Origin of the sequence: Corynebacterium bovis DSM 20582 = CIP 54.80 (genome assembly GCF_030408615.1) — a bacterium.
Taxonomy (GTDB): Bacteria; Actinomycetota; Actinomycetes; order Mycobacteriales; family Mycobacteriaceae; genus Corynebacterium; species Corynebacterium bovis.
In genome coordinates, this window is the sequence record NZ_CP047187.1 from 515,528 (window position 1) to 537,185 (window position 21,658).

Annotated in this window: 22 protein-coding genes and 1 pseudogene; 13 read left to right on the forward strand and 10 right to left on the reverse strand. The window is 73.5% G+C overall.

What is annotated here, in order from left to right; all coding sequences use genetic code 11:
• Positions 1-8: 8 nt before the first annotated feature.
• Positions 9-1,061, reverse strand: coding sequence for a GTP 3',8-cyclase MoaA (moaA, locus tag CBOVI_RS01965; protein ID WP_010271702.1), 1,053 nt, complete (start codon positions 1,059-1,061; stop codon positions 9-11).
• A gap of 398 nt (positions 1,062-1,459) precedes the next feature.
• Here moaA and modA point away from each other — a divergent pair, with 398 nt between their 5' ends.
• The 3 genes from modA to CBOVI_RS01980 all read left to right on the forward strand — a co-directional run bounded on the left by modA (position 1,460) and on the right by CBOVI_RS01980 (position 4,798).
• Positions 1,460-2,464 carry a molybdate ABC transporter substrate-binding protein gene (modA, locus tag CBOVI_RS01970; RefSeq protein WP_183273731.1) on the forward strand — a complete coding sequence of 335 codons (1,005 nt, stop codon included), beginning with the start codon at positions 1,460-1,462 and terminating at the stop codon, positions 2,462-2,464.
• Positions 2,461-3,309 carry a molybdate ABC transporter permease subunit gene (locus tag CBOVI_RS01975; protein WP_010267636.1) on the forward strand — a complete coding sequence of 283 codons (849 nt, stop codon included), beginning with the start codon at positions 2,461-2,463 and terminating at the stop codon, positions 3,307-3,309. The genes modA and CBOVI_RS01975 overlap by 4 nt, the downstream gene beginning before the upstream one ends.
• Positions 3,310-3,469: 160 nt before the next feature.
• The gene (locus CBOVI_RS01980; protein WP_125186290.1) at positions 3,470-4,798 is read left to right on the forward strand and encodes a molybdopterin molybdotransferase MoeA; all 1,329 of its coding nucleotides are present in this window, start codon (positions 3,470-3,472) and stop codon (positions 4,796-4,798) included.
• 75 nt (positions 4,799-4,873) lie between these two features.
• On the opposite strand, the gene CBOVI_RS01985 is transcribed toward CBOVI_RS01980, so the two are convergent.
• The 6 genes and pseudogenes from CBOVI_RS01985 to CBOVI_RS02010 form a co-directional block, all read right to left on the reverse strand.
• Positions 4,874-5,260: a hypothetical protein gene (locus CBOVI_RS01985; RefSeq protein ID WP_010271844.1), complete on the reverse strand. Its 387-nt coding sequence runs from the start codon at positions 5,258-5,260 to the stop codon at positions 4,874-4,876.
• Positions 5,261-5,559: 299 nt separating this feature from the next.
• Positions 5,560-6,030 (reverse strand): MarR family winged helix-turn-helix transcriptional regulator, encoded by a 471-nt coding sequence (locus CBOVI_RS01990; RefSeq protein WP_157998204.1) that lies wholly within the window; start codon positions 6,028-6,030, stop codon positions 5,560-5,562.
• 346 nt (positions 6,031-6,376) lie between these two features.
• Positions 6,377-6,916 (reverse strand): annotated as a pseudogene (locus CBOVI_RS01995) (RloB family protein); the annotation flags it as partial.
• A 37-nt stretch (positions 6,917-6,953) separates the two neighbouring features.
• A complete protein-coding gene (locus CBOVI_RS02000) occupies positions 6,954-8,360 on the reverse strand; it encodes an AAA family ATPase (RefSeq protein ID WP_010271851.1) in 1,407 nt (468 codons plus the stop codon).
• A gap of 167 nt (positions 8,361-8,527) precedes the next feature.
• Positions 8,528-10,717, reverse strand: coding sequence for a molybdopterin-binding protein (locus CBOVI_RS02005; RefSeq protein ID WP_260160059.1), 2,190 nt, complete (start codon positions 10,715-10,717; stop codon positions 8,528-8,530).
• The gene (locus CBOVI_RS02010) at positions 10,714-10,971 is read right to left on the reverse strand and encodes a MoaD/ThiS family protein (protein WP_010265208.1); all 258 of its coding nucleotides are present in this window, start codon (positions 10,969-10,971) and stop codon (positions 10,714-10,716) included. Before CBOVI_RS02010 ends, CBOVI_RS02005 begins: the two co-directional genes overlap by 4 nt.
• Positions 10,972-11,190: 219 nt before the next feature.
• On the opposite strand from CBOVI_RS02010, the gene moaC reads away from it, so the two are divergent.
• The 4 genes from moaC (at position 11,191) to CBOVI_RS02030 (ending at position 14,128) form a co-directional block, all read left to right on the forward strand.
• A complete protein-coding gene (gene moaC, locus CBOVI_RS02015; RefSeq protein ID WP_050798182.1) occupies positions 11,191-11,616 on the forward strand; it encodes a cyclic pyranopterin monophosphate synthase MoaC in 426 nt (141 codons plus the stop codon).
• Positions 11,609-12,172, forward strand: a complete 564-nt coding sequence (locus tag CBOVI_RS02020; RefSeq protein ID WP_010265202.1) for a MogA/MoaB family molybdenum cofactor biosynthesis protein — start codon at positions 11,609-11,611, stop codon at positions 12,170-12,172. The genes moaC and CBOVI_RS02020 overlap by 8 nt, the downstream gene beginning before the upstream one ends.
• Before the next feature lie 160 nt (positions 12,173-12,332).
• Positions 12,333-12,737, forward strand: coding sequence for a molybdenum cofactor biosynthesis protein MoaE (locus CBOVI_RS02025; RefSeq protein ID WP_050798245.1), 405 nt, complete (start codon positions 12,333-12,335; stop codon positions 12,735-12,737).
• Positions 12,734-14,128, forward strand: coding sequence for a ThiF family adenylyltransferase (locus CBOVI_RS02030; protein WP_183273732.1), 1,395 nt, complete (start codon positions 12,734-12,736; stop codon positions 14,126-14,128). The genes CBOVI_RS02025 and CBOVI_RS02030 overlap by 4 nt, the downstream gene beginning before the upstream one ends.
• Here the strand turns inward: CBOVI_RS02030 and fdhD are convergent.
• The 3 genes from fdhD to CBOVI_RS02045 all read right to left on the reverse strand — a co-directional run bounded on the left by fdhD (position 14,088) and on the right by CBOVI_RS02045 (position 18,080).
• A complete protein-coding gene (gene fdhD / locus CBOVI_RS02035; protein WP_125186281.1) occupies positions 14,088-15,104 on the reverse strand; it encodes a formate dehydrogenase accessory sulfurtransferase FdhD in 1,017 nt (338 codons plus the stop codon). The two genes, CBOVI_RS02030 and fdhD, sit on opposite strands and share 41 nt — an antisense overlap.
• Before the next feature lie 9 nt (positions 15,105-15,113).
• Positions 15,114-17,540, reverse strand: coding sequence for an FdhF/YdeP family oxidoreductase (locus CBOVI_RS02040; RefSeq protein WP_010268219.1), 2,427 nt, complete (start codon positions 17,538-17,540; stop codon positions 15,114-15,116).
• 171 nt (positions 17,541-17,711) lie between these two features.
• Positions 17,712-18,080: a DUF6457 domain-containing protein gene (locus CBOVI_RS02045; protein WP_010272015.1), complete on the reverse strand. Its 369-nt coding sequence runs from the start codon at positions 18,078-18,080 to the stop codon at positions 17,712-17,714.
• A gap of 625 nt (positions 18,081-18,705) precedes the next feature.
• Here CBOVI_RS02045 and rpsH point away from each other — a divergent pair.
• The 6 genes from rpsH to rplO are packed head-to-tail and all read left to right on the forward strand — an operon-like array spanning position 18,706 to position 21,388.
• The gene (gene rpsH, locus CBOVI_RS02050) at positions 18,706-19,104 is read left to right on the forward strand and encodes a 30S ribosomal protein S8 (protein WP_010272013.1); all 399 of its coding nucleotides are present in this window, start codon (positions 18,706-18,708) and stop codon (positions 19,102-19,104) included.
• 14 nt (positions 19,105-19,118) lie between these two features.
• The gene (gene rplF / locus CBOVI_RS02055; protein WP_010272011.1) at positions 19,119-19,655 is read left to right on the forward strand and encodes a 50S ribosomal protein L6; all 537 of its coding nucleotides are present in this window, start codon (positions 19,119-19,121) and stop codon (positions 19,653-19,655) included.
• Entirely contained in the window at positions 19,655-20,059 is a 405-nt protein-coding gene (gene rplR / locus CBOVI_RS02060; protein ID WP_010272008.1) for a 50S ribosomal protein L18, read from the forward strand. Before rplF ends, rplR begins: the two co-directional genes overlap by 1 nt.
• 40 nt (positions 20,060-20,099) lie before the next feature.
• A complete protein-coding gene (gene rpsE, locus CBOVI_RS02065) occupies positions 20,100-20,744 on the forward strand; it encodes a 30S ribosomal protein S5 (RefSeq protein ID WP_010272005.1) in 645 nt (214 codons plus the stop codon).
• A gap of 5 nt (positions 20,745-20,749) precedes the next feature.
• Positions 20,750-20,935, forward strand: a complete 186-nt coding sequence (rpmD, locus tag CBOVI_RS02070; RefSeq protein ID WP_010272003.1) for a 50S ribosomal protein L30 — start codon at positions 20,750-20,752, stop codon at positions 20,933-20,935.
• A 6-nt stretch (positions 20,936-20,941) separates the two neighbouring features.
• Positions 20,942-21,388, forward strand: coding sequence for a 50S ribosomal protein L15 (rplO, locus tag CBOVI_RS02075; RefSeq protein ID WP_010272000.1), 447 nt, complete (start codon positions 20,942-20,944; stop codon positions 21,386-21,388).
• The last annotated feature ends 270 nt before the right edge of the window (positions 21,389-21,658 follow it).

The window sequence follows — 21,658 nt, forward strand, 5'->3', positions numbered from 1 at the left end:
GTCGCGGCTCAGCCGCCGATGGCGCTCATCGTGCGGTCCGGCTGCACGTACGACGGGTCGGAGACAATGACCGTGTCGCTGCCGTACGCGCGGGGCTTGAGCGCCATCGCCTCCTGCCAGCGCGCGGCGACGGCGGCGTCGTCCGCCCCCGAGCGCAGGAGCCCCAGCGGGTCGGTCTCCTCCTGCGAGAACAGGCAGCTGCGGACCTTCCCGTCCGCGGTGATGCGGGTGCGTGAGCACGCCGCGCAGAAGGACTCCGTGACCGGGGCGATGAGCCCCACCTGGCCGAGGACCGGCCCGTCCGGGTCGTCGCGGTGGCGGACGTCGGACAGCTCCGCCGGCGCGGAGCCGCGGGGCACCGGGTGCGGGGAGAGGTGGAACCGCCGGGTGAGCCGGTCGCGGATCTCCGCGGCGTCGACGAGGTGCGTCCGGGACCAGGAGCGGTCGGCGTCGAGCGGCATCTGCTCGATGAACCGCAGCTGGTAGCCCTCGTCGAGGCACCAGGCGAGGAGCTCGTCGGCCTGGTCGTCGTTGACGCCCCGCATCATGACGGCGTTGACCTTCACCGGGTGGAGGCCGGCGTCGCGGGCGGCGGCGAGGCCGCGGAGCACCGCGTCGAGCCGGTCGCGCCGGGTGATCTCCCGGAAGGTCTCCCGGCGCACGGTGTCGAGGGAGACGTTCACGCGGGTGAGTCCGGCGTCGACGAGGCCCGCGACGCGCCGGTCGAGCCCCACGGCGTTCGTCGTGAGGGAGACGGGGACGTCCGGGTGGAGGGAGCGCACGCCGCGGACGATGTCCTCGAGGTCGCGCCGGACCAGCGGTTCGCCGCCGGTGAAGCGGATGTCGCGCACGCCGAACACGCGGACGCCGATGTCCGCGAGGCGCACGGCCTCCTCCGTGGTGAGCAGCGACGACGACGGCAGCCACGGCAGCCCGTGCTCCGGCATGCAGTAGGTGCACCGGAGGTTGCACTTGTCGATCAGCGAGATGCGGAGGTCGTCGGCGACACGCCCCCAGCGGTCCGTCAGCGCGGCGCGGGACGGGGGTGCGATGGTGGTCACGTGTGTCACAGGTGACTCCCTTCTCCCCGGCCGCGGTGACGGGGGCCGACGGTGGTCGGCGGTGGGCGGTCGCCGGCGGCCTCCGGGCCCGTCGGGGACGGTGGAGGGGGACGACGGCGACCCCGGCGCGGTGGGGTGGTCGGTGGTCGGTGGTGCGGGGGTGTGGGTCGTGCGGGGTGGGCGGGGGTGCGGGTCGGAGGTGCGGGGGACGTCCGACCACTGTAGAACACGTCGGTCCCCGGCCGCCGCCGCGAGTCCGTGATGTGCACGTCCGCCGTGTGGCAGTCTGGGACGGACACAGCCCGGGACACAGTCCGGCACAGCCCGGCAGAGACAGGCACAGCCCGGCACACACAGACACAGTCCGGCACAGACACGCGGAGGAGAGGCGGGAGACGATGGCGGAGGACAGGTCGGCGGCACCCTCGACGGCACCGGCAGCACCGGCAGCGGCAGCGGCGGCACTTGCAGGGGCGGCGTCGCCGGTGCGCGCGGGTCGGGGCCGGCCCGGGCGGGCGGTCGCGACGGGGGTCGCGGCCGTGGCCGCCGCCGTCGGCCTCGTGGCCGGTGTCACGGCCTGTGCCTCGTCGCCGCAGGACGAGCCGGGTGCCGTCGGGGCCTCGACCGCCGCGGGCTCCACCGCGCGGACCGGCGGCGCGGCGGACCCCGACCAGGGTGACGCGGCGACCGGGACGGCCACCGTCTTCGCCGCGGCGTCGCTCCGGCCCGTCGGGGACAGCCTCGTCGCGGCGTTCCGGGCCGCCCACCCGGACGCGCAGGTCGAGATGAACTACGGCGGCTCGTCGGCCCTCGTCCGCCAGATCGACGACGGCGCCCCCGCCGACCTCTTCATCAGCGCCGACCGGCGCACCATGGACACCGCCCTCACGCGACGGGACTTCTCCGGCGCCGACCCGGTGGACGTGGCGTCGAACCGCCTGGTCCTCGCCGTCCCCCGCGGCAACCCCGGGCACGTCACCGCGGTCCGTGACCTGCCCGGGCACCGGGTCGCCGTGTGCGCGCGGGAGGTCCCGTGCGGCGACCTCGCCGGGAAGGCCCTCGCCGACGCCGGCGTCACCCTCGACGACCCCTCGGAGGAGGCGAACGTCTCCGCGGTCGCGACGAAGGTGTCGACGGGGCAGGTCGACGCCGGGTTCATCTACTCGACGGACGCGCGGGCGCTCGCCGACGAGGGCGTGACCGCGACGGACATCCCCGGTGTCGAGGCGAACGTCTACCCGGCCGCGCTGACGACCCGGGGCCGGGACAACGCGACGGCCCGGGCGTTCCGCGACTGGATGCGCGGGCCGGAGGCGCAGCGGATCCTCGCCGACCACGGCTTCTCCCCGGCCCCGGCCCCGTCGGACTCCACGGCCCCGTCCGACGCCCCGGCAGGGCGGTGAGCGCCGCCCCCCGCCGCCCGGTCCACGCCGTCCCGTGGCCGCTCGTCCCCGTGGCGGTGCTCGCGGTGGCGGTCGTCGCCGGGCCCCCGGTCGCCCTCCTCGCGGCGGTGCCGTGGCCGCGCCTCGGCGGGCTGCTCGGTGACGCGGAGTCCCTCACCGCCCTCCGCCTGTCCGTGACGACGGCCCTGCTCTCGAAGGTCCTCTGCGTCCTCCTGGGCGTCCCGCTGTCGTTGTGGGTGCGGGACCTCCTGCTGCGCCGGCCCCGGGTGGCGCGGGCGGTGCAGGCGGTGGTCTTCGCCCCGCTCGTGCTGTCGCCGGTGGTCTCCGGCCTGGCCCTGGTGTTCCTGTGGGGGCGGCGCGGGGTGCTCGGCGGGTGGCTCGACGCCCACGGGGTGCCGGTGGCGTACACGACGACGGGGGTGGTCGTCGTCCAGGTCTTCGTGTCCCTGCCGTTCCTCGTCGCGACGACGCTCACCGCCGTGCAGGTCGTCCCCGTCCGCCTGGAGGAGGCCGCCGCGACCGAGGGGGCGACCCGCTGGCAGATCGTCCGGCACATCCTCCTGCCGCTCGCCCTGCCCGGCATCGTCACCGGGGCGGTGCTGAGTTTCGCCCGGTCGCTGAGCGAGTACGGGGCGACGCTCACCTTCGCGGGGAACGTCGCCGGCCGGTCGCGGACGGTGCCGCTGCTCATCGACCTCGGGCTGAGTTCCGACGACATGGACCGCGCGCTCGGCGGGTCCGTCATGCTCATCGGGGTGTACGTCATGGTCGTCGCGGGCCTGGCGGGGGTGCGGTGGATCGCGGTCGCGCGGCGCGGGGCGACGTCGGGGACCGTGGGACGGTAGACCGGACGGTGGTGGGTCCCCGCCCCCGGGGCGGCCCCGACGGAACCCCGCACGGACGCCCCGACGGAGCCCCGCACGGACGCCCCGACGGAGCCCCGACGGAGCCCCGCACGGACGACCCCGGAGGACCCGCCCGGACACTGAGGAAGGTGGTCGCCACATGAGCACATCCGACGGCAGGCACGCTGCCGCACCCGGCACGGACACCGGCACCCACGCCGGCCCGCACACCGGCCCGCACACCGGCGCGAACCCCGGCACGCCCGGCGACGGGCACGCCCCCGGCGCCCGCACCCCGGAGGAGCACCTCGCCGCCGTCACGGAGACGGTCCGCGGCGCGGTCCCCGGCCTGCACGACGCCGCGGACGGCGGGGTCCCCGTGGAACTCGCCGTCGGGCGGACGCTCGTCGACGCCGTGGAGGCGCGCGTCGACTCCCCTCCCTTCGACAACTCCCAGATGGACGGCTACGCCCTCGGCGCGCACCACCTCGACGGCGGCACGTTCCCCGTCGGGCGGACCCTGCCCGCGGGCCGCGACCCGGCGACGGTGTGCCCGGCCGGGGTCGGCGCGGAGGTCGTCCCGGTCATGACCGGCGCCCGGCTGCCCGACGGCACCGCCGCCGTCGTGCCCGTCGAGGACTGCACGCCGGCGTCGTTCGTCCCCGCCGGCGGGGCCGTCACCGTGCCGCCGACCGCGCGCGGCCGGTACATCCGGCGCCGGGGCAGCGACCTCCGCGCCGGGGACGTCCTCTTCCCCGCCGGCCACCGCGTGAGCCCCCGGACCGTCGGCGCGGCGGCGGCGCAGGGCCTGGACACCGTGCCCGTCCGGCGGACCGCGCGGGTGCTGCTGTGCACCGGCGGCGACGAGATCGGCGGGGCGGGCCGGGCGTCCGTCCCGGACGCGAACGGGCCGATGCTGCGCGCCCTGTGCCGCCGCCACCTCATCGACGTCGCCGGCCACGTCCGCACCAGCGACGACCCGGAGGAGTTCGCCCGCGCCCTCGACGGGGCGGTCCGGGAGTACCGGCCGACGGCCGTCGTGACCAGCGGCGGGATCAGTCACGGCCAGTTCGAGGTCGTGCGCCAGGTCCTGGAGCCGCGGGGCGGCTGGTTCGGGCACGTCGCCCAGCAGCCGGGTGGGCCGCAGGGGCTCGCCGTCGTCGACGGCACCCCGGTCATCGCCCTGCCCGGCAACCCGGTGTCCACGGCCGTGAGTTTCCGGCTGTTCGTCGCCCCGGTGCTCGGGGAGGTGCCGGCGACGGTGACCGCCCGGGCCGGGGAGCCCCTCGCCGCGCTGCCCGCCGGGGACGGGCGGTGCCGGTTCCTCCGCGCGCGGACGCAGGTGCGGGACGGGGTGCTGACCGTCACGACGGTCGGCGGGGCGGGGTCGCACCTGCTCGCGCAGTCCGCGGGCGCCGACTGCCTCGTGCGCGTGCGGGCGGGGGAGGACGTCGCGCCGGGCGAGGTGGTCGAGGTCCACCCGCTGTAGGTGGGGTGGGGCGGCCGGCCGCGCGAGGTGCGCCGGTCGGGGCCCGCCGACCGGGACCCGCCGGCCCGCGCCGACCTACTTCTGCCGGGTGAGGGCGTCGCCCTCGACGGTGAGGGTGTCGCCGTCGAGGGTGTAGGACAGTGCCCGCTCGCTGTCGTCGAGCGCCCCCTTGCCGCGCGCGAACTTCTGCCCGAGGCTGGCGAAGCCCTGCGACATCTCGGAGTCCGTGGATCCCCCGCCGAAATTGTCGATGACGAGTTTCCTGCCGTCCGTGTCGACGTGCCCGGTCAGCGTCGCGGAGGACCCGGGGTCGAGGGTGATGGTGGAGTTCCAGTTGTCGCCGTCGACGGTGACCGTCATCTGCTCGTTGGACCAGGTGCCGTCGAGTCCGTCGTCGCCGCACGCGGCGAGTCCGGTGAGGCACAGGGCGGCGAGGCCTGCTGCGGCGAGTGTCCGTCTCATGGTGTCGTTCTCCTTCCGTCCGCCGGGTGCGCCGGCCGGGCGGAGGTGTCCGCCGGGTGCGTCCCGCTGTGCGGTGGGGGTCGTCAGGGGGGCCACGATGGCCTACGGCACATGGAATCGGACGGGGGCGGGCCTGTCCCGTGGGGCGGGGAGTGCTCCCCGGGTGCAGCGGTGCGCGGGGTGCGGTTCTGAGGGGGACGACGCCGCCCTCCCGCGGGCCGGCGCGGTGGTGCGCCGGTCCGTGGAGGGTGGTCTGACCTGCGGGTATGCCCGGGGTTTCCCGGGCTGCCCGGGCGGGCCTACTCGCCGGGCATCCCCGGGTCCACCGGCGCCGACCCGGTGGTGGACGCGAAGCGTTCGAGACCCTCGGCGAAGGCCAGGGCGAGGCCCTCCGGCCAGTCGGAGACGGCGTCGGTGATGACGGTGGCGAGGTGGCGGCGGATGTCCTCCATGATCGCGCGGCCGTCGTCGGTGACGGACAGGAGGGACGCCCGTTTGTCGGAGGGGTCCGGTTCACGGCGGACAAGTCCGGACTTCTCGAGGACAGCCGCGTACCGGCTGACGACCGTGCGGTCCAGACCGAGGCGTCGGCCGAGGCCGGCCGCATTAATCGGGCCGTACCAGTAGATGCCGGCGAGAGCCGGGTACCGTACGGCGTCGAGGACGTCCTGGTGCCGGTCAAGTGCCGACAGGTAGAGCCTCTCCCGGGTGTCGCGGCGGAGCAATTCGCGCAGTCCGACCTCGATACGTGTGCCTATCTCCGTGTTCACGTGGAGAACCTTAACAGGGAGTCGCTGAAATACGATAGCCGCATGAGAAATGCCACCGTCTCACGATATGAGACGGAATGGCGGCGTCGCGTGCCATTCCGAAAACGGTCCTGATGAGAGCGTTTTTGCTCTCGTGCACGCATTTTCGGCACTGTCGGACTAAGTGCACCGGTCTACGACTGTGGAGCAAAAAGCGTGCAGACGGTTCGTGCAATGTGCACGCGGGGTTGGAGGACGGGGGCAACGATATCAGTTTCGCCGCGCGCCGGCATCTCGGAGCCTAAGACAGCTGATCGATGAGGACGGGTAATGCGGAGGACGGGTCGGGCCCGATCCGGCACGCGGCGAGGTTCGGGTCTGCGCGGCGTGCGGTCGCGCACGCCTCTGTGACCCCGCTGATGGGAAATGTCGCCGAAAGATGCTTCCCCTTGATGAGTCCCAGCTTCTGCAGGTCCCGGTCGAGCTGCTTGGAGGTGCGCGGGGGGCACTTGTCCTCAACGTGCCACCGTAGCCAGACCTCGAACTTCAGGTTCGAGATGAGGAGATGGATGTTCTCCTTCTTCGCACGCTTGCGGGCGCGGTCCAATGTCGAGTGTTGATCGACATCGACCAGGCAGAAGCACTCGTCGTAGGGGATGTCCTTCTGGGCGGCCTTGTCACGTTTCTCAATGCAGTGCTCGACGACCGTGAGGGGGTCGGACCCGACGCCGGCACTGACGATGTCAGGAGCGGAGGTCCGGCTGCGGATGAACGCCTTGAGTGCGTCAAGATACTCGATTTCCGTCCGGGTTCCCTCCGTGACGACGAGCAGACGACGGCGGAGTTGCCGTGGTCTCCGTGCGGTGCGTGGCGTTCGTGACGTGTGCTTGCGGTTGTTCTTTGCCATTGGTGTCTTACGTGGTGCGGTCGTGTGGGTGTGGGGGCTAGGAATCCGTGTCAATCAGGCGGGCGAAGATGCTCGGGGAGAGGTGGGGAACGCCGCCGTAGACACCGGAGAGATAGCGCTTCTGTCGGTTCGCGTCAGGGTGCTTGGGGAAGTCGGCGAGGCAGGTCAATTCCGTCACTCCCTCGCGGGTCTTGTCGGTGAACCAGATCTGCTCCTCCGCGAGTGGCACCGTGCTGAGCGGCGAGAGGATGTTCGCGTCGTGGGCGGTGAATATCAGCTGAGCGTGACGGGTATTGATGGCCGGGTCGGCGAATGTGGTCAGGAGAATGTCGAGGAGGTGGGGGTGCAGGCTGGAATCGATCTCATCGACGATGAGTAGTCCGCCCCGGCGGAGCGCCTCCAGGGCGGGGACGGCGAGCACCAGCCAGGCGACGGTCCCGGCGCTTTCGTCGTCGATGGAGAACTCCGGGGCCTCACCGGTGTCCCCGTGGTGGGTGAATGTGAGGCTCCGGACGACGTGGCGGAGCACGGCGTCGGGATCCTCGGGGCGCGCCGGCCCGTCAGGGGCTTCCGGCGACGGGTCCGGGGTTCCGGTCGAGGGGGCACCGTCGTTCTCCCGGCCCGTCGAGCTGTCGTCGTCGGTGGTGTCGTCGTCGGTGGTGGTGTCGGGACTGAACACCTCCTTGAGCTTCCGGGTCAGATCCAGGAGTGCGTCGGGGATCGCGTCCTCTCTGAGGGAGACGTCCTTGACCCCGATGTCGGCGATCTGGAGCAGGCCCCTGATGTCCGCGAATGTCGTGGCCCCTTCCGCCAGTGAGTCGGCGAGTGACTGCAGGCGTGACCTGCGGTAGCTGTCGTTGATGCGGACGACGTCGACCCGGTCGACGAGTGACCTGGCGAGGGTGTGCAGCGGGGATGTCCGCAGCAGGAGTGCGCGGCTGAGAACGAGCTCACGGTCGGTCACGGTCGAGAGCGGTGCCGGTCGTCCGTCGATGACGAGTCGCCCACTGTCCCGGTCGCGTTCGAGGCGGGTGCGCCAGCGGCTCCGCGGCAGGTCGTAGAGCCACTCGGCGACGATGCCGTCGGCGTCGACCTCGAAGCCGTAGCGGTGGCGTCGATCGTCGAGGACGAAATCGATCTCGTAGGTGCTTGAGGCGTCGCGCGACTCGGGATCGAGGGCGAAGGGGCGCCGGAGCATGGCCGGCGCCTCCTGCCAGACCGTGGCAGAACGGTGGATGGCGGCGAACATGTACGTCAGGGCGTCGAGGATCGCCGACTTCCCGGTGGCGTTCGCGCCGAGGATGCCGAGCAGCGGGTAGGTGGACTCCGCCCAGGTCCTGTCGTCCCGGGGCTTGAGGGTGCGCAATGACGGCGTCGTGAGGTCCAGGGTGATCTCATCCCGGATGCTCCGGTGGTTCCGGACGGTGAGGCTCAGCAGGATCATGGTCTGACGGTAGCACTCTCCACCGCACGGAACGATTTGAGAGGGTGATTTTTCTCGAAAATCGTGGAGATCGGGTCTCTCGGAGCGAACACCCGGCTAATGGCGGTGGTGCGGGGGCCGCGCCTTCCCGGGGTCGGAGCGGAGGGGCGGCACCCGCCCGCCCGGGGTCAGAGGGGGAGGTAGCGCACCGGCCCCCCCGCGGGGACGCCCTCGGGCGGCGTCACGAGGAGCACGTCCGCCGTGGCGTACCCGCTGAGCATGTGCGAGTGCGTCCGCGTCACGGGGGCGAGGCGCACACCGGTCGCGCCCGCGGTCCCGCCGTTCGTCCCGTCGGCGTCCACCGTCGCGTCGTCGGCGGTCCCGCCGTCCGGTGCCGCGCCACTCGCCGCCCCGACATACGCCGCCGGCGTGAGCCGCACCCGCCCCCGCCGGTCCGCCGGCAGGTCGACCGCGCTGATCCCCGGGGCCGGCCCGGGCGCCGCACCCCCGCGCAGCACGGAGAGCGCCGGTTCGACGAACGAGTGCAACGCCACGTGCGCGGCCAGCGGGTTGCCCGGCGCGCCGACGACGATCTGGGTCCGCGGCCCGTCGGCGTCACCGGCGGCGTCACCGTCGGTGTCACGGTCGGCCCCGCTGCCCCCGTCACGGTCCGCGCCGCCCGCCGCCGCGCCGCCGACCCGCCGCGTCGTGAGCAGCGTCGGGTGCCCGGGCGCACACCGGACGGAGTCGGCGAGCACGGCGTCGGCCCCCGCGGTGATGACCTGCCGCGCGAAGTCCTGACCGGAGTGCCCCGAGCCCCCGGTGACGACGACCACGTCGGCGGCGCGGGTCGCCGGGTCGGTGAACCAGGCGGCGACCGCGTCGGGGTCGTCGGGGAGACGCACCGTCGAGGTCACCCGCGCGCCCCACCCGGTGAGCAGCGCGGGGAAGGACCGGCTGAAGGCGTCGCGGACCTCGCCCGGACCGGGCAGGCCGGTGGTCACGACCTCGTTGCCCGTGAACGCGAGCGCGACCGTCGGCGGGGCGAGCGCCTCCACCGCGTCGACACCGCACGTGGACAGCAGCGCGAGGTGGCGGGCGGACAGCGTCGTCCCCGCCCTGACCAGGACCTCCCCGGCGGCGAGTTCCTCACCCGCGTGCCGGATGTCCGCCCCGGGGCGCGGCGGGCGGCCGCTGTCCGGGGTGAGGGTCGTGCCGTCGAGCGTGACGTGCTCGGACCGGACGACCGCCTCCGCCCCGCGCGGCAGCAGCGACCCGGTGAGCACGGGCAACGCCTCGCCGGGGTGCAGGTCACCGCCGGTGCGGTGGATGTTGCGGCCCTGCGCGCCGGCGGCGGGCGCGGCGAGGACGCGCCACGGGGGCGGCCCGGCGACGGCGTACCCGTCCATCGCCGAGGACGTGTAGTGGGGGACGTCGACGGGGGAGTGGACGTCGGCCACCGGCACGGTCCCCGTCTCCGGGGGGAGGGACGACGCCGCCCTCCGCCTCCGCCGGACCATCGCCTCCGCGGTGGCGGTGACGCGGCGGCGCGCCTCGGCCCAGTCGACCGGGGTGTGGGCGGGCGCAGGTGTCTCGGCCGCGGCAGGCGCGGGTGTCTCGGGCGTGGCGGGCGCGGGTGTCTCGGGCGTGGCGGGCGGCGCGCCGACGCCGTGGGCGCGGGCGTCTTCCCACGTGTCGACGTCGGCCGCCGCGGACGCCGGCACCGGGACCCGACGCAGGTCGAGGCCGCGGAGCACCCGCATGACGGACCCGCCGGTCACGCCGGCGAACGCGGCGCGGGCGGCGTCGAGGCGGAGCAGGGTGAGGAGCGGCTGGTCGCGGCCGTCGGCGACGGCGATCCACCCGTCGGGCGCGGGGTCGGGGGAGGCGTGGTGCGTGGCGCCGTGCGAGGCGTCGGGCGCGCTGTCCGACCCGGCGGGCGGCTCCGCCGCGGCGGCGAGCAGCGCCTCGACCCCCTCGCGGGGCGCGGGCATGTCGGCGGCGAGGCAGAGGACGAGGGCGTCGCCGGCACGCGCCACGTCCGCGCCGGGCACCGACGCCCCGCCGGCGCACGCCCCGCCACGCCCCGACCCCCCGCCGAGCGCGGCGACACCGGCGGCCAGGGCGGCGGCCGGCCCGGACAGCGGCGGGTCCTCCCGCACGCGGTGCACGTGCGGCGGCAGCGGCATCGGCGGGCCGACGACGACCACGCTCCCGCCCCGCGGCGCCGCGGCGAGCGCCCGGTCGATGAGACGCCGCCCCGCACCGTCGCTGAGCAGCGGCTTCGGAGGCAGGGTCGCGGGGTCGGGCGCGGAGGCGGTGAGCCGGCGGCCCGCACCCCCGGCGACGACCACCGTGTGGACGACCGGGGCGCTCATCCGCCGGCGAAGGGCGGGAGGACGTCCACCCCTTCGTGCCCGGTGAGGACGACGTCCCGGCCGCTGCGGCGTCCGTCGACAAGGAACGTGCACCGGTCGAACACCCCGGCGAGGGACATCCCGGCGGCCGTGCGGTCCGTGTGCGCGGCCCCCAGGTCGGTGAGCAGGCCGTCCAACGCGCCCTGGTAGTCGACCGATTCGCTGTCGACACCCCGGGCCGCGCGGGCGGCGGCGAAGTACCGGATCGTGACCATGACGCCGATCCTAGGCCGGGTACCGTGGACGGGACGAGTCCGGCACGATCCGTGCCGCACGGGACACGACACTCGGGAGGGCAACGACCCATGGCAGCTCCGGACCCCACCGGCCACACCGACGACACGACCGCCCCGGCGCAGCCGGACCCGGCGGCGGCGACCCCCACGTCCGCGTCGACGGGCCTCACGCACGTCCGCGCGGACGGGTCGGCCCACATGGTCGACGTCACCGCGAAGGCGGAGACGACCCGCACGGCCGTCGCCACCGCGACGGTCCGCACGACGCCGCAGGTCGTCGACATGATCTTCGACGCCGACCTGCCGAAGGGCGACGCCCTGCCCGTCGCGCGGGTCGCCGGGATCATGGGCGCCAAGCGCACCCCGGAGATCATCCCGCTGTGCCACCCCCTGCCGCTCGGGCGGATCACGGTGGACTTCGCCCGCCGGGACGGGGCGGTCGTCATCACGGGCAGCGTGAAGACCCGCGGGGTGACCGGCGTGGAGATGGAGGCGCTCACGGCGGTGACGACGGCCGCGCTCACCGTCTACGACATGATCAAGGCGGTCGACCGGCACGCGGTCATCGACGACGTCCACGTGCTGTCGAAGTCCGGCGGGAAGTCGGGTGACTGGAGTGTCTGACGTGTCCGACCACACCACCCCGCACGGCACCTCCGCCGACCACACGACCCCGGACCACACCACCCCGGCCGCGCCGCGCGACGCCCTCGTCGTCGTCGCCTCGACCCGGGCCGCCGCGGGCGTCTACCGGGACACCTCCGGCGCCCTCGCGGTGGAGTGGCTGCGCTCCCGCGGGTTCACCACCCCGGACGCGGTCGTCGTCCCGGACGCCGACATCCCCCGCCACCTCGGTGACCTGCTGTCCCGGCCCGACGACCTGCCCCGGGTCCTGCTCACCACCGGCGGCACGGGCCCGGCGGACGACGACCTCACCGTCGGCGCGGTCCGCCCGCACCTCGACCGCGAGTTCCCCGGCGTCATGGCCGAGTTCTGGCGGCGCGGCGCGGAGTCCGTGCCCACCGCCGTCCTCTCCGGTGGGGTGGCCGGGACGGTCGGGCGGACGTTCGTCATGACCCTGCCCGGGTCGCGGGGCGGGGTGCGCGACGGCATCGCCGTGCTCGACCCGCTCATCGACCATCTCACCGCCCTGCTCGAGGGAAGGACCGCGCATGACTGACACCGACCCCGCGACGCCGGGCACGCCCGCCCCGGCCGCCGACGCCGACGCTCCGGCCGCCGCGACCGGCCCGGCCGACGCCGCCCCCGCCGCCGACCCCGCGACCACCCCGGCCGCCGACCCCGCGACCGGCACCACCACGGGCCTCGTCGGGGCGGTCATCGTCGACACCCCCCTGGAGGACCTCCTGCCCGCCGCGCGCCGGGACACGGCGACGGACGCGACGGGGGCCGTCGTCACCTTCGAGGGCGTCGTCCGTGACCATGACGGCGGGCGGGCCGTCACGGCGTTGACGTACACGGCGCACCCGGACGCGGAACGGGTCATGGCCGAGGTCGTCGCCGCGTGCGTGCGGGACCACCCGGGCGTGCGGGTGTGGGCGGCGCACCGGGTCGGGCCGCTCGGCATCGGTGACCTGGCCTTCGCGGTCGTGTGCGCGTCGGCGCACCGGGGTCCGGCGTTCGCGGCGGTCGCGGATGTCGCCGACCGGGTGAAGTCCGGGGTGCCGGTGTGGAAGGAGCAGCGGTTGGCGGACGGGTCGACGGACTGGGTGGGCCTGTCGTGACCGCCGACGGCACCCCCGCGCCGGGCACGACGCCCGACGGCACCACCGCGCCGGGCACGACCCCCGCGCCGGGCACCCCTGACGTCGACATCTCCCGGTTCCGCCGCCAGGTCACCCTCCCGGGGTTCGGCGTCGCGGGCCAGACGGCGCTCGCCCGGGCGCACGTCGCGGTCGTCGGCGCGGGCGGCCTCGGGTCGCCGGCGTTGCTCTACCTCGCCGCGGCGGGCGTGGGCACGGTGACGGTCGTCGACGACGACGCCGTCGAGCTGTCCAACCTCCACCGCCAGGTCGTCCACCGGCAGGACGCGGTGGGGGAGCCGAAGGTGGCGTCAGCCCGCGCGACCATGCACGCGATCAACACAGATGTGACAGTTCGGACGGTCGCGGCCCGGCTCACCGACGACACCGCCTGCGACATCCTCACCGGCGCTGATGTCGTCATCGACGGCACCGACAACTTCGAGGCCCGCCACGCCGTGTCACGGGCGTGCGCCGTCCTCGGCGTGCCGCACGTGTGGGGGTCCGTGCTCGGCTTCGACGCCCAGATGTCCGTCTTCCACGCCGGCCACGGCCCGGTCTACGAGGACGTCTTCCCGGCCCCGCCGGCACCCGGCTCCGTCCCGTCGTGCGCGGAGGCGGGGGTGCTCGGGCCGCTCGTGGGGACCGTCGGCACGGCGATGGCCCTCGAGGCGGTGAAGGTCGTCACGGGGGTCGGTGAGCCGTTGCGGGGCGTCGTCGCCTACCTCACGGGGCTCACGGGCAGGTGGGAGTACATCCCGGTCGTCGCCGACCCTGCGGTCGCCGAGGCTCTCCGGGGGAGGGGGAGGACGCCCCCCTCCGCGGCCCCCGCGTCCCCGCCGACGGTGACCGCCGCCCCGGCGACCGCGTCCGCGCCCGACGCCGACGCCGACGCCGCCGCGGCCCCGGACCCGGACCCGACCCCGACCGCGGACCCGCGGGACGACCCCACCACGGACCTGCGGGAGGACCCGACCACGGACCCGCGGGACGACCCGGCCGCGGGCGCAGGCACGGACCCGGCGGGCGTCACCGACCTCATCGACGTGCGCGAACCCGGGGAGTACGAGGCCTTCCACATCCCCGGCGCCCGGAACGTCCCGGTGAGCGTCCTCGACGCCGCCGAGCGGGAGGGTGGCGGCCCGGCGGTCGTCCGCGCGGCGGGCCTCGCCGCCCCGGAGGACGCCCCGGCCCCCACTCAGCCCGACACCCCCGCCCCGGCCGCCACCCGGTCCGTGCTCGTCTACTGCCTGTCCGGCTCCCGCTCCGCGCGCGTCGCCGCGATGCTCACGGCCGCGGGCGTGCCCGGGGTCCGCGACTACCCGGGCGGGATCACCGCGTGGCTCGACCGGCGGACGGGCCGGGGCCGCTGAGGGGAGCCGTCGTCCCCTCCGGCGCGAGCTCCCCCGAGTACAGGTTGAACCGGGAGTCCCGGGTGAACCCCGTGAGGAACAGGCCCGCCTCCCGGGCGAGGTCCACGGCCAGCGACGTCGCCGCCGACACCGCCACCAGCCCGGAGAACCCGGCGAGCACCGCCTTCTGCACGAGCTCGAAGGACGCCCGCGAACTCATGACGAGGAACATCCCCTCCGCCGGCAGCCGCCCCTCCATGAGCAGCGCGCCGATGACCTTGTCCGCCGCGTTGTGCCGGCCGACGTCCTCGCGGATGAGCACCGGCTCGCCGTCGGCGGTGAACGCCCCCGCCGCGTGCACCCCGCCCGTGCGGCGGAAGGCCTTCTGCCCCGCGCTGAGCTTCGGCGGGAGGGACACGACGAGCCGCGCGTCCGGGCGGACCGGCACGATCGGGTACCGCCGCCGCTGGACGAGCTGGTCGACGGACGTCGTGCCGCACACCCCGCACGCCGACGACGTCGTCAGCGTCCGCACCGGCAGCGGCGCCCGCCCGCCCGGGCCGGTCGGCCCGGTGAGCGTGACGTCGAGGGTGTTGTACGTGTTCTCCCCGTAGGGGCCGACCGCGCCCGCGCAGTAGCGCATCGTGTGGACGTCCTCGCGGTCGGCGATGACGCCCTCGGCGTGGAGGAGGCCGTGGACCAGCTCCATGTCGTGGCCGGGGGTGCGCATCGTCGTCGAGAAGTCGGTGCCGTCGACGCGGATCTGCAACGGCTCCTCGACCGCGAGGGAGTCCGCGCGCGTGTCCGTGGTCACCGTCACGGGGGACGACGCCGCCTCCCCGCGGCCGCCCGCCCCCGTCGTCCCGGACGCCGTGTCCGGTGCGGCCGGGTCCGGGCGCGTGCCCGTGCCGCCGGTGCCGCCCGTGCCGCCACCCGCCGCGGCGGGCTCCAGCCGGACCTTCGTCACCCGCGCCGTGCCGGTGAGCCGTCGCCCCATGCCCGCCGCCTACTTCTCCGCCGCGGCGAGCGCCGGCATGTCCTTCGCCCGGCGCCCCAGCGGCTCCAGGCGCACGACCATCGACTTCGACACCGGGGTGTTCGAGTCCCGCGCCACGTGGTCGAGCGGGATGAGCACGTTCGCCTCGGGGAAGTACGTGCTCACGCAGCCCTTCGCGTGGTCGTACGCGACGACCCGGAAGTTCGGGGCGCGGCGCTCGCCGTCGTCCCACACGGACACGATGTCCACCATGTCCCCGTCGCGCAGCCCCTGGGCGCGCAGGTCGGCGGGGTTGACGAAGACGACGCGCCGGCCGTTCGCGATGCCCCGGTAGCGGTCGTTGAGCCCGTAGATCGTGGAGTTGTACTGGTCGTGGGACCGCACCGTGGACAGCAGCAGGTGGCCGTCCGAGACCTCGAGGACGTTCGTCGGGTTGAGGGTGATGTGCGCCTTCCCGTCGGGCGTCGTGAACCGCCGCTCCCGGGGGCCGTTCGGCAGGTAGAACCCGCCCGGGCGCTCGATGCGCTCGTTGTAGCCCTCGAAGCCGTCGATCGTCGCCTCGATGTGGTCCCGGATGACGCCGTAGTCGTCGATCATCGGCTGCCAGAACGCGTCGCCGAAGGTCTCCCGGCCGACCGAGCAGATGATGTCCACCTCGCTGCGCAGGTCCAGGTCCTCGTTCGCCCGCCGGTGGCCGATCGAGGCGTGCACCTTGCCCGCCGAGTCCTCCACCGTGACCTGCTGCGGGCCCGACCGCTGCAGGTCACGGTCCGTCCGGGCGCGCACCGGCAGGATGAGCGACTTCTCCCCGGGCCACGCGTGCGACCCGTTCGGCTTCGTCGACAGGTGCACCGTGAGCTCGTTCGACGACATGCCCTGCTCCACCGCCGACGTGTCCGACGCCACGCGCACGAGGTTCCCCCCGAGCGACATGAAGAACCGCGTCCTCCCGTCGCGCATCGCCTGCAACGCGGCGACCGTGTCCATGCCGTTCTCCCGCGGCACGTCGAACCCGAAGCGGTCCTGCAGCGCCTCGAGGAAGTGCGCCGGCATCTTCTCCCAGATCCCGACCGTCCGGTTGCCCTGCACGTTCGAGTGGCCGCGCAGCGGGGCCGTCCCTGCACCCGGCTTGCCGATGTTGCCCGTGAGCAGCAGCGTGTTCACCATCTCGCGGATCGTGTACACCGCGTCCCGGTGCTGGGTCACGCCGAGGGTCCACGTGATGATGACGCTCTGCGCCTTCTCGATGGCGTCCACCGTGCGCAGGACGTCGTCGCGGGTGAGGCCGCAGCCGCGGAGGAGTTCGTCGTCGTCGAGCCCCAGGAGGTGCTCGCGCGTCTCCTCGAACCCGGTGGTGAACCGGTCGATGAAGTCGTGGTCCAGGGCGTCCCGGCGGATGAGCTCCTTGTTCACCGCCTGGAAGAACGCGCGGTCACCGTCGAGGCGGACCTGCAGGTAGTCGTCGCAGATCCGGTGCTTGCCGCCGACGAGCGTCCGCGGGTCCTGCGGCTCCCGGAAGTTCATGAGCCCCGCCTCCGGCATGGGGTTCACCGCGATGATCCGGCCGCCGTTCTCCTTGCAGCGCGTGTACGCCGTGAGCGCGCGCGGGTGGTTCGTGCCCGGGTTCTGGCCCACGGAGATGAGGAGGTCGGTGGTGTGGATGTCGTCCATGACGACGGAGCCCTTGCCCAGGCCGACCGCCTCCGACAGGGCCGAACTGGTCGACTCGTGGCACATGTTGCCGCAGTCCGGGAGGTTGTTCGAGCCCATCCGGCGGGCGAGGAGCTGGAAGACGTAGGCCGCCTCGTTCGACGCCCGCCCCGACGTGTAGAACACCGCCTCCTCCGGGGCCGTGCGCCGCAGCTGGTCGGCGATGATCCCGAACGCGGTCGACCAGCTCACCGGGCGGTAGTGGCCGTCGCCCGAACTGCGGTCGTAGAGCAGCGGTTCCGTGATCCGGCCGCGCTTGCCGAGCCAGTGGTCCGTCTTGTCGCGGAGCTCCTCGACCGTGTACGAGGCCCAGAAGTCACGGTCCGCGCGGTCCGGTGTCGTCTCCTCCGCGACGGCCTTCGCGCCGTTCTCGCAGAACTCCGCGATGTTGAGGTCCGCCTGGTCCGGCTCCGGCCAGGCGCAGCCCGGGCAGTCGATGCCCTTGTGCTTGTTGATCGTCACGAGCGGCAGCAGGCCGTGGGCGGGGATCGCGTGCTGCATCGCGTGGTACACGCCGCCGATGCCGGCGGCGACGGTCTTGCGCTTGCCGACCTTCGGGTGGTCGAAGCGGTTCGCCACGGGGTTCACCCCGCGGTGCGTGGCGGTGGGGGTGCCGCCGGTGGTGGCCCCGCCGCCGGAGCCGGTGGGGTCGGCGGAGGGGGAGTCGGGGTGGCCGGCGGCCCGGTCGTCGGGGTGGTGGTCGCGGTCGTGGCTCGTCATGGGCATCCATGCTATACCCGTTGACCTTTGTGTTCAGGGCCGCGTGGTGTGGGATGCCCCACCCCCGCCGGCGCCCCGCGGGACGCCGCGCCCGGCCCCGGCCCGGCCCCGGCCCGGCGTCAGGGCGGCGTCGTCACCGGTCGGTGTCGGTCGCGGCGCGGCGTCAGGACGGCGTCGTCACCGGTCGGTGTCGGCGTCCGACCCGGTCCCGGTGTCGGTGTCCGTCCCGGTGTCGGCGTTCTCGAGGGCGAGGCGCGTGAGGTCGTCGATCCGGGAGTCGATCGCCTCGCGCAGGTCGGCCGCGGAGTCCGCGTCGAGGCCGGCGGCGAGGCCGACGAGGAACGCCGTCACCGGCGCCGCGGGGCGCGAGCGGTGGTGGGCGACCGCGGCGGTGAGGTCGAGGACGCCCTTGACGCTGGCGCGCTGGACCCCGGGGTCGATGCCGAGCCGGGACGCGGCCTCGTCGAGCCAGGCGTGGGCGGACCCGGGGATGTCGCCCTTCCGGCGCGTGGAGTCTGACGTGGAGCCTGACGTGGAGTCTGACATGGGGGAACCTCCTGTGTGACGACTGCGATGACTGCGATGACTGTACGGACGGCCTCCGGTGTACCAGCCACCGCGCCGCGGGGGCGGCGGGGACCAGGCGGTGGGACGTCGCCGTCGGTCCGGCCGGTGACGGCCCGCGCGCGGGACGCCCCGGTGTCCCCGGCTGACCAGCTATTTGTGTTGGTTTCCGCAGGTTGCTAGTGTTGGTGAGTCTTGCTCTGGGAGGGGTGTGTCAGGACGACGCCGCGCGCGTCGTCCCCGCGGCACGCCCGGCGCCCCGTGCAGGAGTGCCCCGAACCAGGTCACCCCCCACACCACGGTGTGTGCCGGGGGCCTGTGGTCAGGTCGCCCCACGACCGCCGCCGCACCGTCGGCGCGGTCACCGGTCGACCGTCCTGGCGGCCGGCGGGACCGGACAGGTCCCCGCAGGTCACCGGCCCCGACCACGACCGGGGCGCACAACATTCATCCACTTTGTTGCAGGCCCCCCGCCCCACGGTGGCCGTGTGGACAGAGGCAGCGAGCGCCCCGCACTACTGAGTGCGGGGAGCGTCAGTGGCCCGAAATCACACGGTGACGCCCGGGTGGGTAGGGAACCGCAGCGAGAAAGGCACAGGTCACATCCATGACCATGACTGATCCCATCGCGGACATGCTGTCCCGCGTGCGGAACGCGAACAGCGCGTACCACGACAGCGTGTCCATGCCCTCCTCCAAGCTGAAGGCGAACATCGCCGGCATCCTCAAGCAGGAGGGCTACATCGCGGACTACGAGGTCACCGACGAGAAGGTCGGCAAGACCCTCACGCTCCAGCTCAAGTACGGCCCGTCGCGTGAGCGTTCCATCGCGGGCGTCCGCCGGGTGTCGAAGCCGGGTCTGCGTGTGTACGCCAAGTCCACCAATCTGCCGAAGGTCCTGGGCGGCCTGGGCGTGGCCATCATCTCCACGTCCCAGGGCCTGCTCACCGACCGTGAGGCGACGAACAAGGGTGTAGGCGGGGAAGTCCTCGCCTACGTCTGGTAGAAGGAGGCTGACACATGTCACGTATCGGTAAGGCACCGGTCGCCGTCCCCTCCGGCGTCACCGTCGCCATTGACGGGCAGCACGTCGAGGTCAAGGGCCCGAAGGGTACCTTGTCCCAGGACATCCCGGCCCCCATCACGGTCGTCCAGGAGGAGAACGAGCTCGTCGTCTCCCGCCCGGACGATCACCGCAAGAACCGTTCCCTGCACGGCCTGTCCCGGTCCCTCATCAACAACATGGTCGTGGGCGTCACCGACGGCTACACCATCAAGATGGAGATCCACGGCGTCGGCTACCGCGTTCAGCTCAAGGGGAAGAACCTGGAGTTCGCTCTCGGGTACTCCCACCCCGTGCTGATCGAGGCCCCGGAGGGCATCACCTTCGCGGTCGACGGCAACACGAAGTTCTCCATCGCCGGGATCGACAAGCAGCAGGTCGGACAGATCGCCGCCAACATCCGCCGTCTGCGGAAGGATGACCCCTACAAGGGTAAGGGCATCCGTTACGAGGGTGAGCAGATCCGTCGCAAGGTCGGAAAGACGGGTAAGTAATGAGCACTCAGAGCAACGACAAGAAGCGTCTCCCCATCGGCAAGGACATCTCCACCCGCCGTCGCGTCGCACGCGCACGCCGTCACTACCGTCTGCGCAAGAACATCTCCGGGACCGCCGAGACCCCGCGTCTCGTCGTCCACCGCACCTCCCGCCACATGCACGTCCAGCTCATCGACGACACCGCCGGCCACACGCTGGCCGCCGCGTCCACGATGGAGCCGGAGATCCGGGGCATGGAGGGTGACAAGAAGACCCGTGGGGCCAAGGTCGGCGAGCTCATCGCGCAGCGCGCCAAGGACGCCGGCATCGAGGCCGTCGTCTTCGACCGTGGCGGCTACCAGTACCACGGCCGCGTCGCCGCCCTCGCCGACGCCGCCCGCGAAGGTGGTCTGAAGTTCTAATGCGCTCCCACAAGATCAACCCCAACGGAAGGACCGCGTGATGTCGGAACGTGATCGTAACGGCGGGCGCACCGCCGACAACAACCGCAACGAGCGGGGCGGCAACGACCGCAACGACCGTCGCGGTGGCGGCCGGAACGACCGCCGCAACCAGCAGCAGGACGAGCGTTCGCAGTACATCGAGCGCGTCGTCACCATCAACCGAGTCTCCAAGGTCGTCAAGGGTGGTCGTCGCTTCAGCTTCACCGCCCTCGTCATCGTCGGTGACGGCCAGGGCATGGTCGGCGTCGGCTACGGCAAGGCCAAGGAGGTGCCCTCCGCGATCCAGAAGGGTGCCGAGGAAGCGCGCAAGAACTTCTTCCGCGTCCCGATGATCGCCGGCACCATCACCCACCCGGTTCAGGGTGAGGCCGCCGCGGGCGTCGTCATGATGAAGCCGGCCGCCCCCGGTACCGGTGTCATCGCCGGTGGCGCCGCCCGCCCGGTGCTCGAGTGCGCCGGTGTCCAGGACGTGCTGTCGAAGTCGCTCGGCTCCGACAACGCCATCAACGTCGTCCACGCCACCGTGGACGCCCTCAAGCAGCTGGTCCGCCCCGAGGAGGTCGCCGCCCGTCGTGGCAAGACCCTCGAGGAGGTCACGCCGGCTCGTATGCTGCGCGCCCGCGCCGCAGGACAGGGAGCGTGATAGCAATGGCTCTGAAGATCACCCAGCTCAAGGGCACCGTCCGAATCAAGCAGAACCAGCGTGACTCGCTGCGTTCCCTCGGCCTGAAGCGCATCGGCCACGAGGTCGTCCGTCCGGACACCCCCGTGGTCCGTGGACAGATCAACGTGGTGCGTCACATGGTCAAGGTCGAAGAAGTCGCAGGGGAGTAGTGGAACATGTCTGATCCCATCAAGCTGCACGACCTCCGTCCCACCAAGGGCGCGAACACCCCGAAGACCCGCGTCGGCCGCGGTGAGGCCTCCAAGGGTAAGACCGCCGGCCGCGGTACCAAGGGCACCAAGGCCCGCAAGCAGGTCTCGGCCGCCTTCGAGGGTGGCCAGATGCCGCTGCACATGCGGCTGCCGAAGCTCAAGGGCTTCCGCAACCCGGCCAAGGTCTACTACCAGGTCGTCAACGTCGCCGACCTCGCGAAGGCGTTCCCGGAGGGTGGCGACGTCGCCGTGGCGGACATCGTCTCCGCCGGCCTCGTCCGCGCGAACCAGCCGGTGAAGGTCCTCGGCGACGGCGACATCGACGTCAAGGTCAATGTCACCGCCGAGAAGTTCTCCCGCTCCGCGAAGGAGAAGATCGAGGCCGCCGGTGGCTCGGTCACCGTGGCCTGACACCCGGTACGCCTGCCCCGCCCCGTGACCCCCGTGGTCGCAGGGCGGGGTTTCGCGCGTCCGGGGGTCGGGGCGCGCCGGTGCGGGGGGAGGGGGGGAGGGGAGGCACGACGCCGCGGACCCCCGTCCGCACGCGGGGGCGCGCCGGTGGGGGGGAGGGCAGGGTCGACGCCGCGGACCCCCGTCCGCACGCGGACCCGCGCAGGACGGCGTCGAACTTCCTGCCCGTGACCTGCACAAACCCGGACCCGGCGGGGGTCCCCGTCCCGG

Bases quoted from the DNA above. Each gene is read 5' to 3' on its own strand.
- fdhD (WP_125186281.1), bottom strand. From the start codon at position 15,104: ATGGGGCGACGGCTCACCGGCACGGCGCGGGTGACGAAGGTCCGGCTG.
- rpsH (WP_010272013.1), top strand. From the start codon at position 18,706: ATGACCATGACTGATCCCATCGCGGACATGCTGTCCCGCGTGCGGAAC.
- rplR (WP_010272008.1), top strand. From the start codon at position 19,655: ATGAGCACTCAGAGCAACGACAAGAAGCGTCTCCCCATCGGCAAGGAC.
- rplO (WP_010272000.1), top strand. From the start codon at position 20,942: ATGTCTGATCCCATCAAGCTGCACGACCTCCGTCCCACCAAGGGCGCG.
- CBOVI_RS01985 (WP_010271844.1), bottom strand. From the start codon at position 5,260: ATGAGACGGACACTCGCCGCAGCAGGCCTCGCCGCCCTGTGCCTCACC.
- CBOVI_RS02005 (WP_260160059.1), bottom strand. From the start codon at position 10,717: ATGAGCGCCCCGGTCGTCCACACGGTGGTCGTCGCCGGGGGTGCGGGC.
- rplF (WP_010272011.1), top strand. From the start codon at position 19,119: ATGTCACGTATCGGTAAGGCACCGGTCGCCGTCCCCTCCGGCGTCACC.
- rpsE (WP_010272005.1), top strand. From the start codon at position 20,100: ATGTCGGAACGTGATCGTAACGGCGGGCGCACCGCCGACAACAACCGC.
- CBOVI_RS02000 (WP_010271851.1), bottom strand. From the start codon at position 8,360: ATGATCCTGCTGAGCCTCACCGTCCGGAACCACCGGAGCATCCGGGAT.
- CBOVI_RS02040 (WP_010268219.1), bottom strand. From the start codon at position 17,540: ATGCCCATGACGAGCCACGACCGCGACCACCACCCCGACGACCGGGCC.
- CBOVI_RS02045 (WP_010272015.1), bottom strand. From the start codon at position 18,080: ATGTCAGACTCCACGTCAGGCTCCACGTCAGACTCCACGCGCCGGAAG.
- rpmD (WP_010272003.1), top strand. From the start codon at position 20,750: ATGGCTCTGAAGATCACCCAGCTCAAGGGCACCGTCCGAATCAAGCAG.
- CBOVI_RS02010 (WP_010265208.1), bottom strand. From the start codon at position 10,971: ATGGTCACGATCCGGTACTTCGCCGCCGCCCGCGCGGCCCGGGGTGTC.
- moaC (WP_050798182.1), top strand. From the start codon at position 11,191: ATGGTCGACGTCACCGCGAAGGCGGAGACGACCCGCACGGCCGTCGCC.
- CBOVI_RS01980 (WP_125186290.1), top strand. From the start codon at position 3,470: ATGAGCACATCCGACGGCAGGCACGCTGCCGCACCCGGCACGGACACC.
- modA (WP_183273731.1), top strand. From the start codon at position 1,460: ATGGCGGAGGACAGGTCGGCGGCACCCTCGACGGCACCGGCAGCACCG.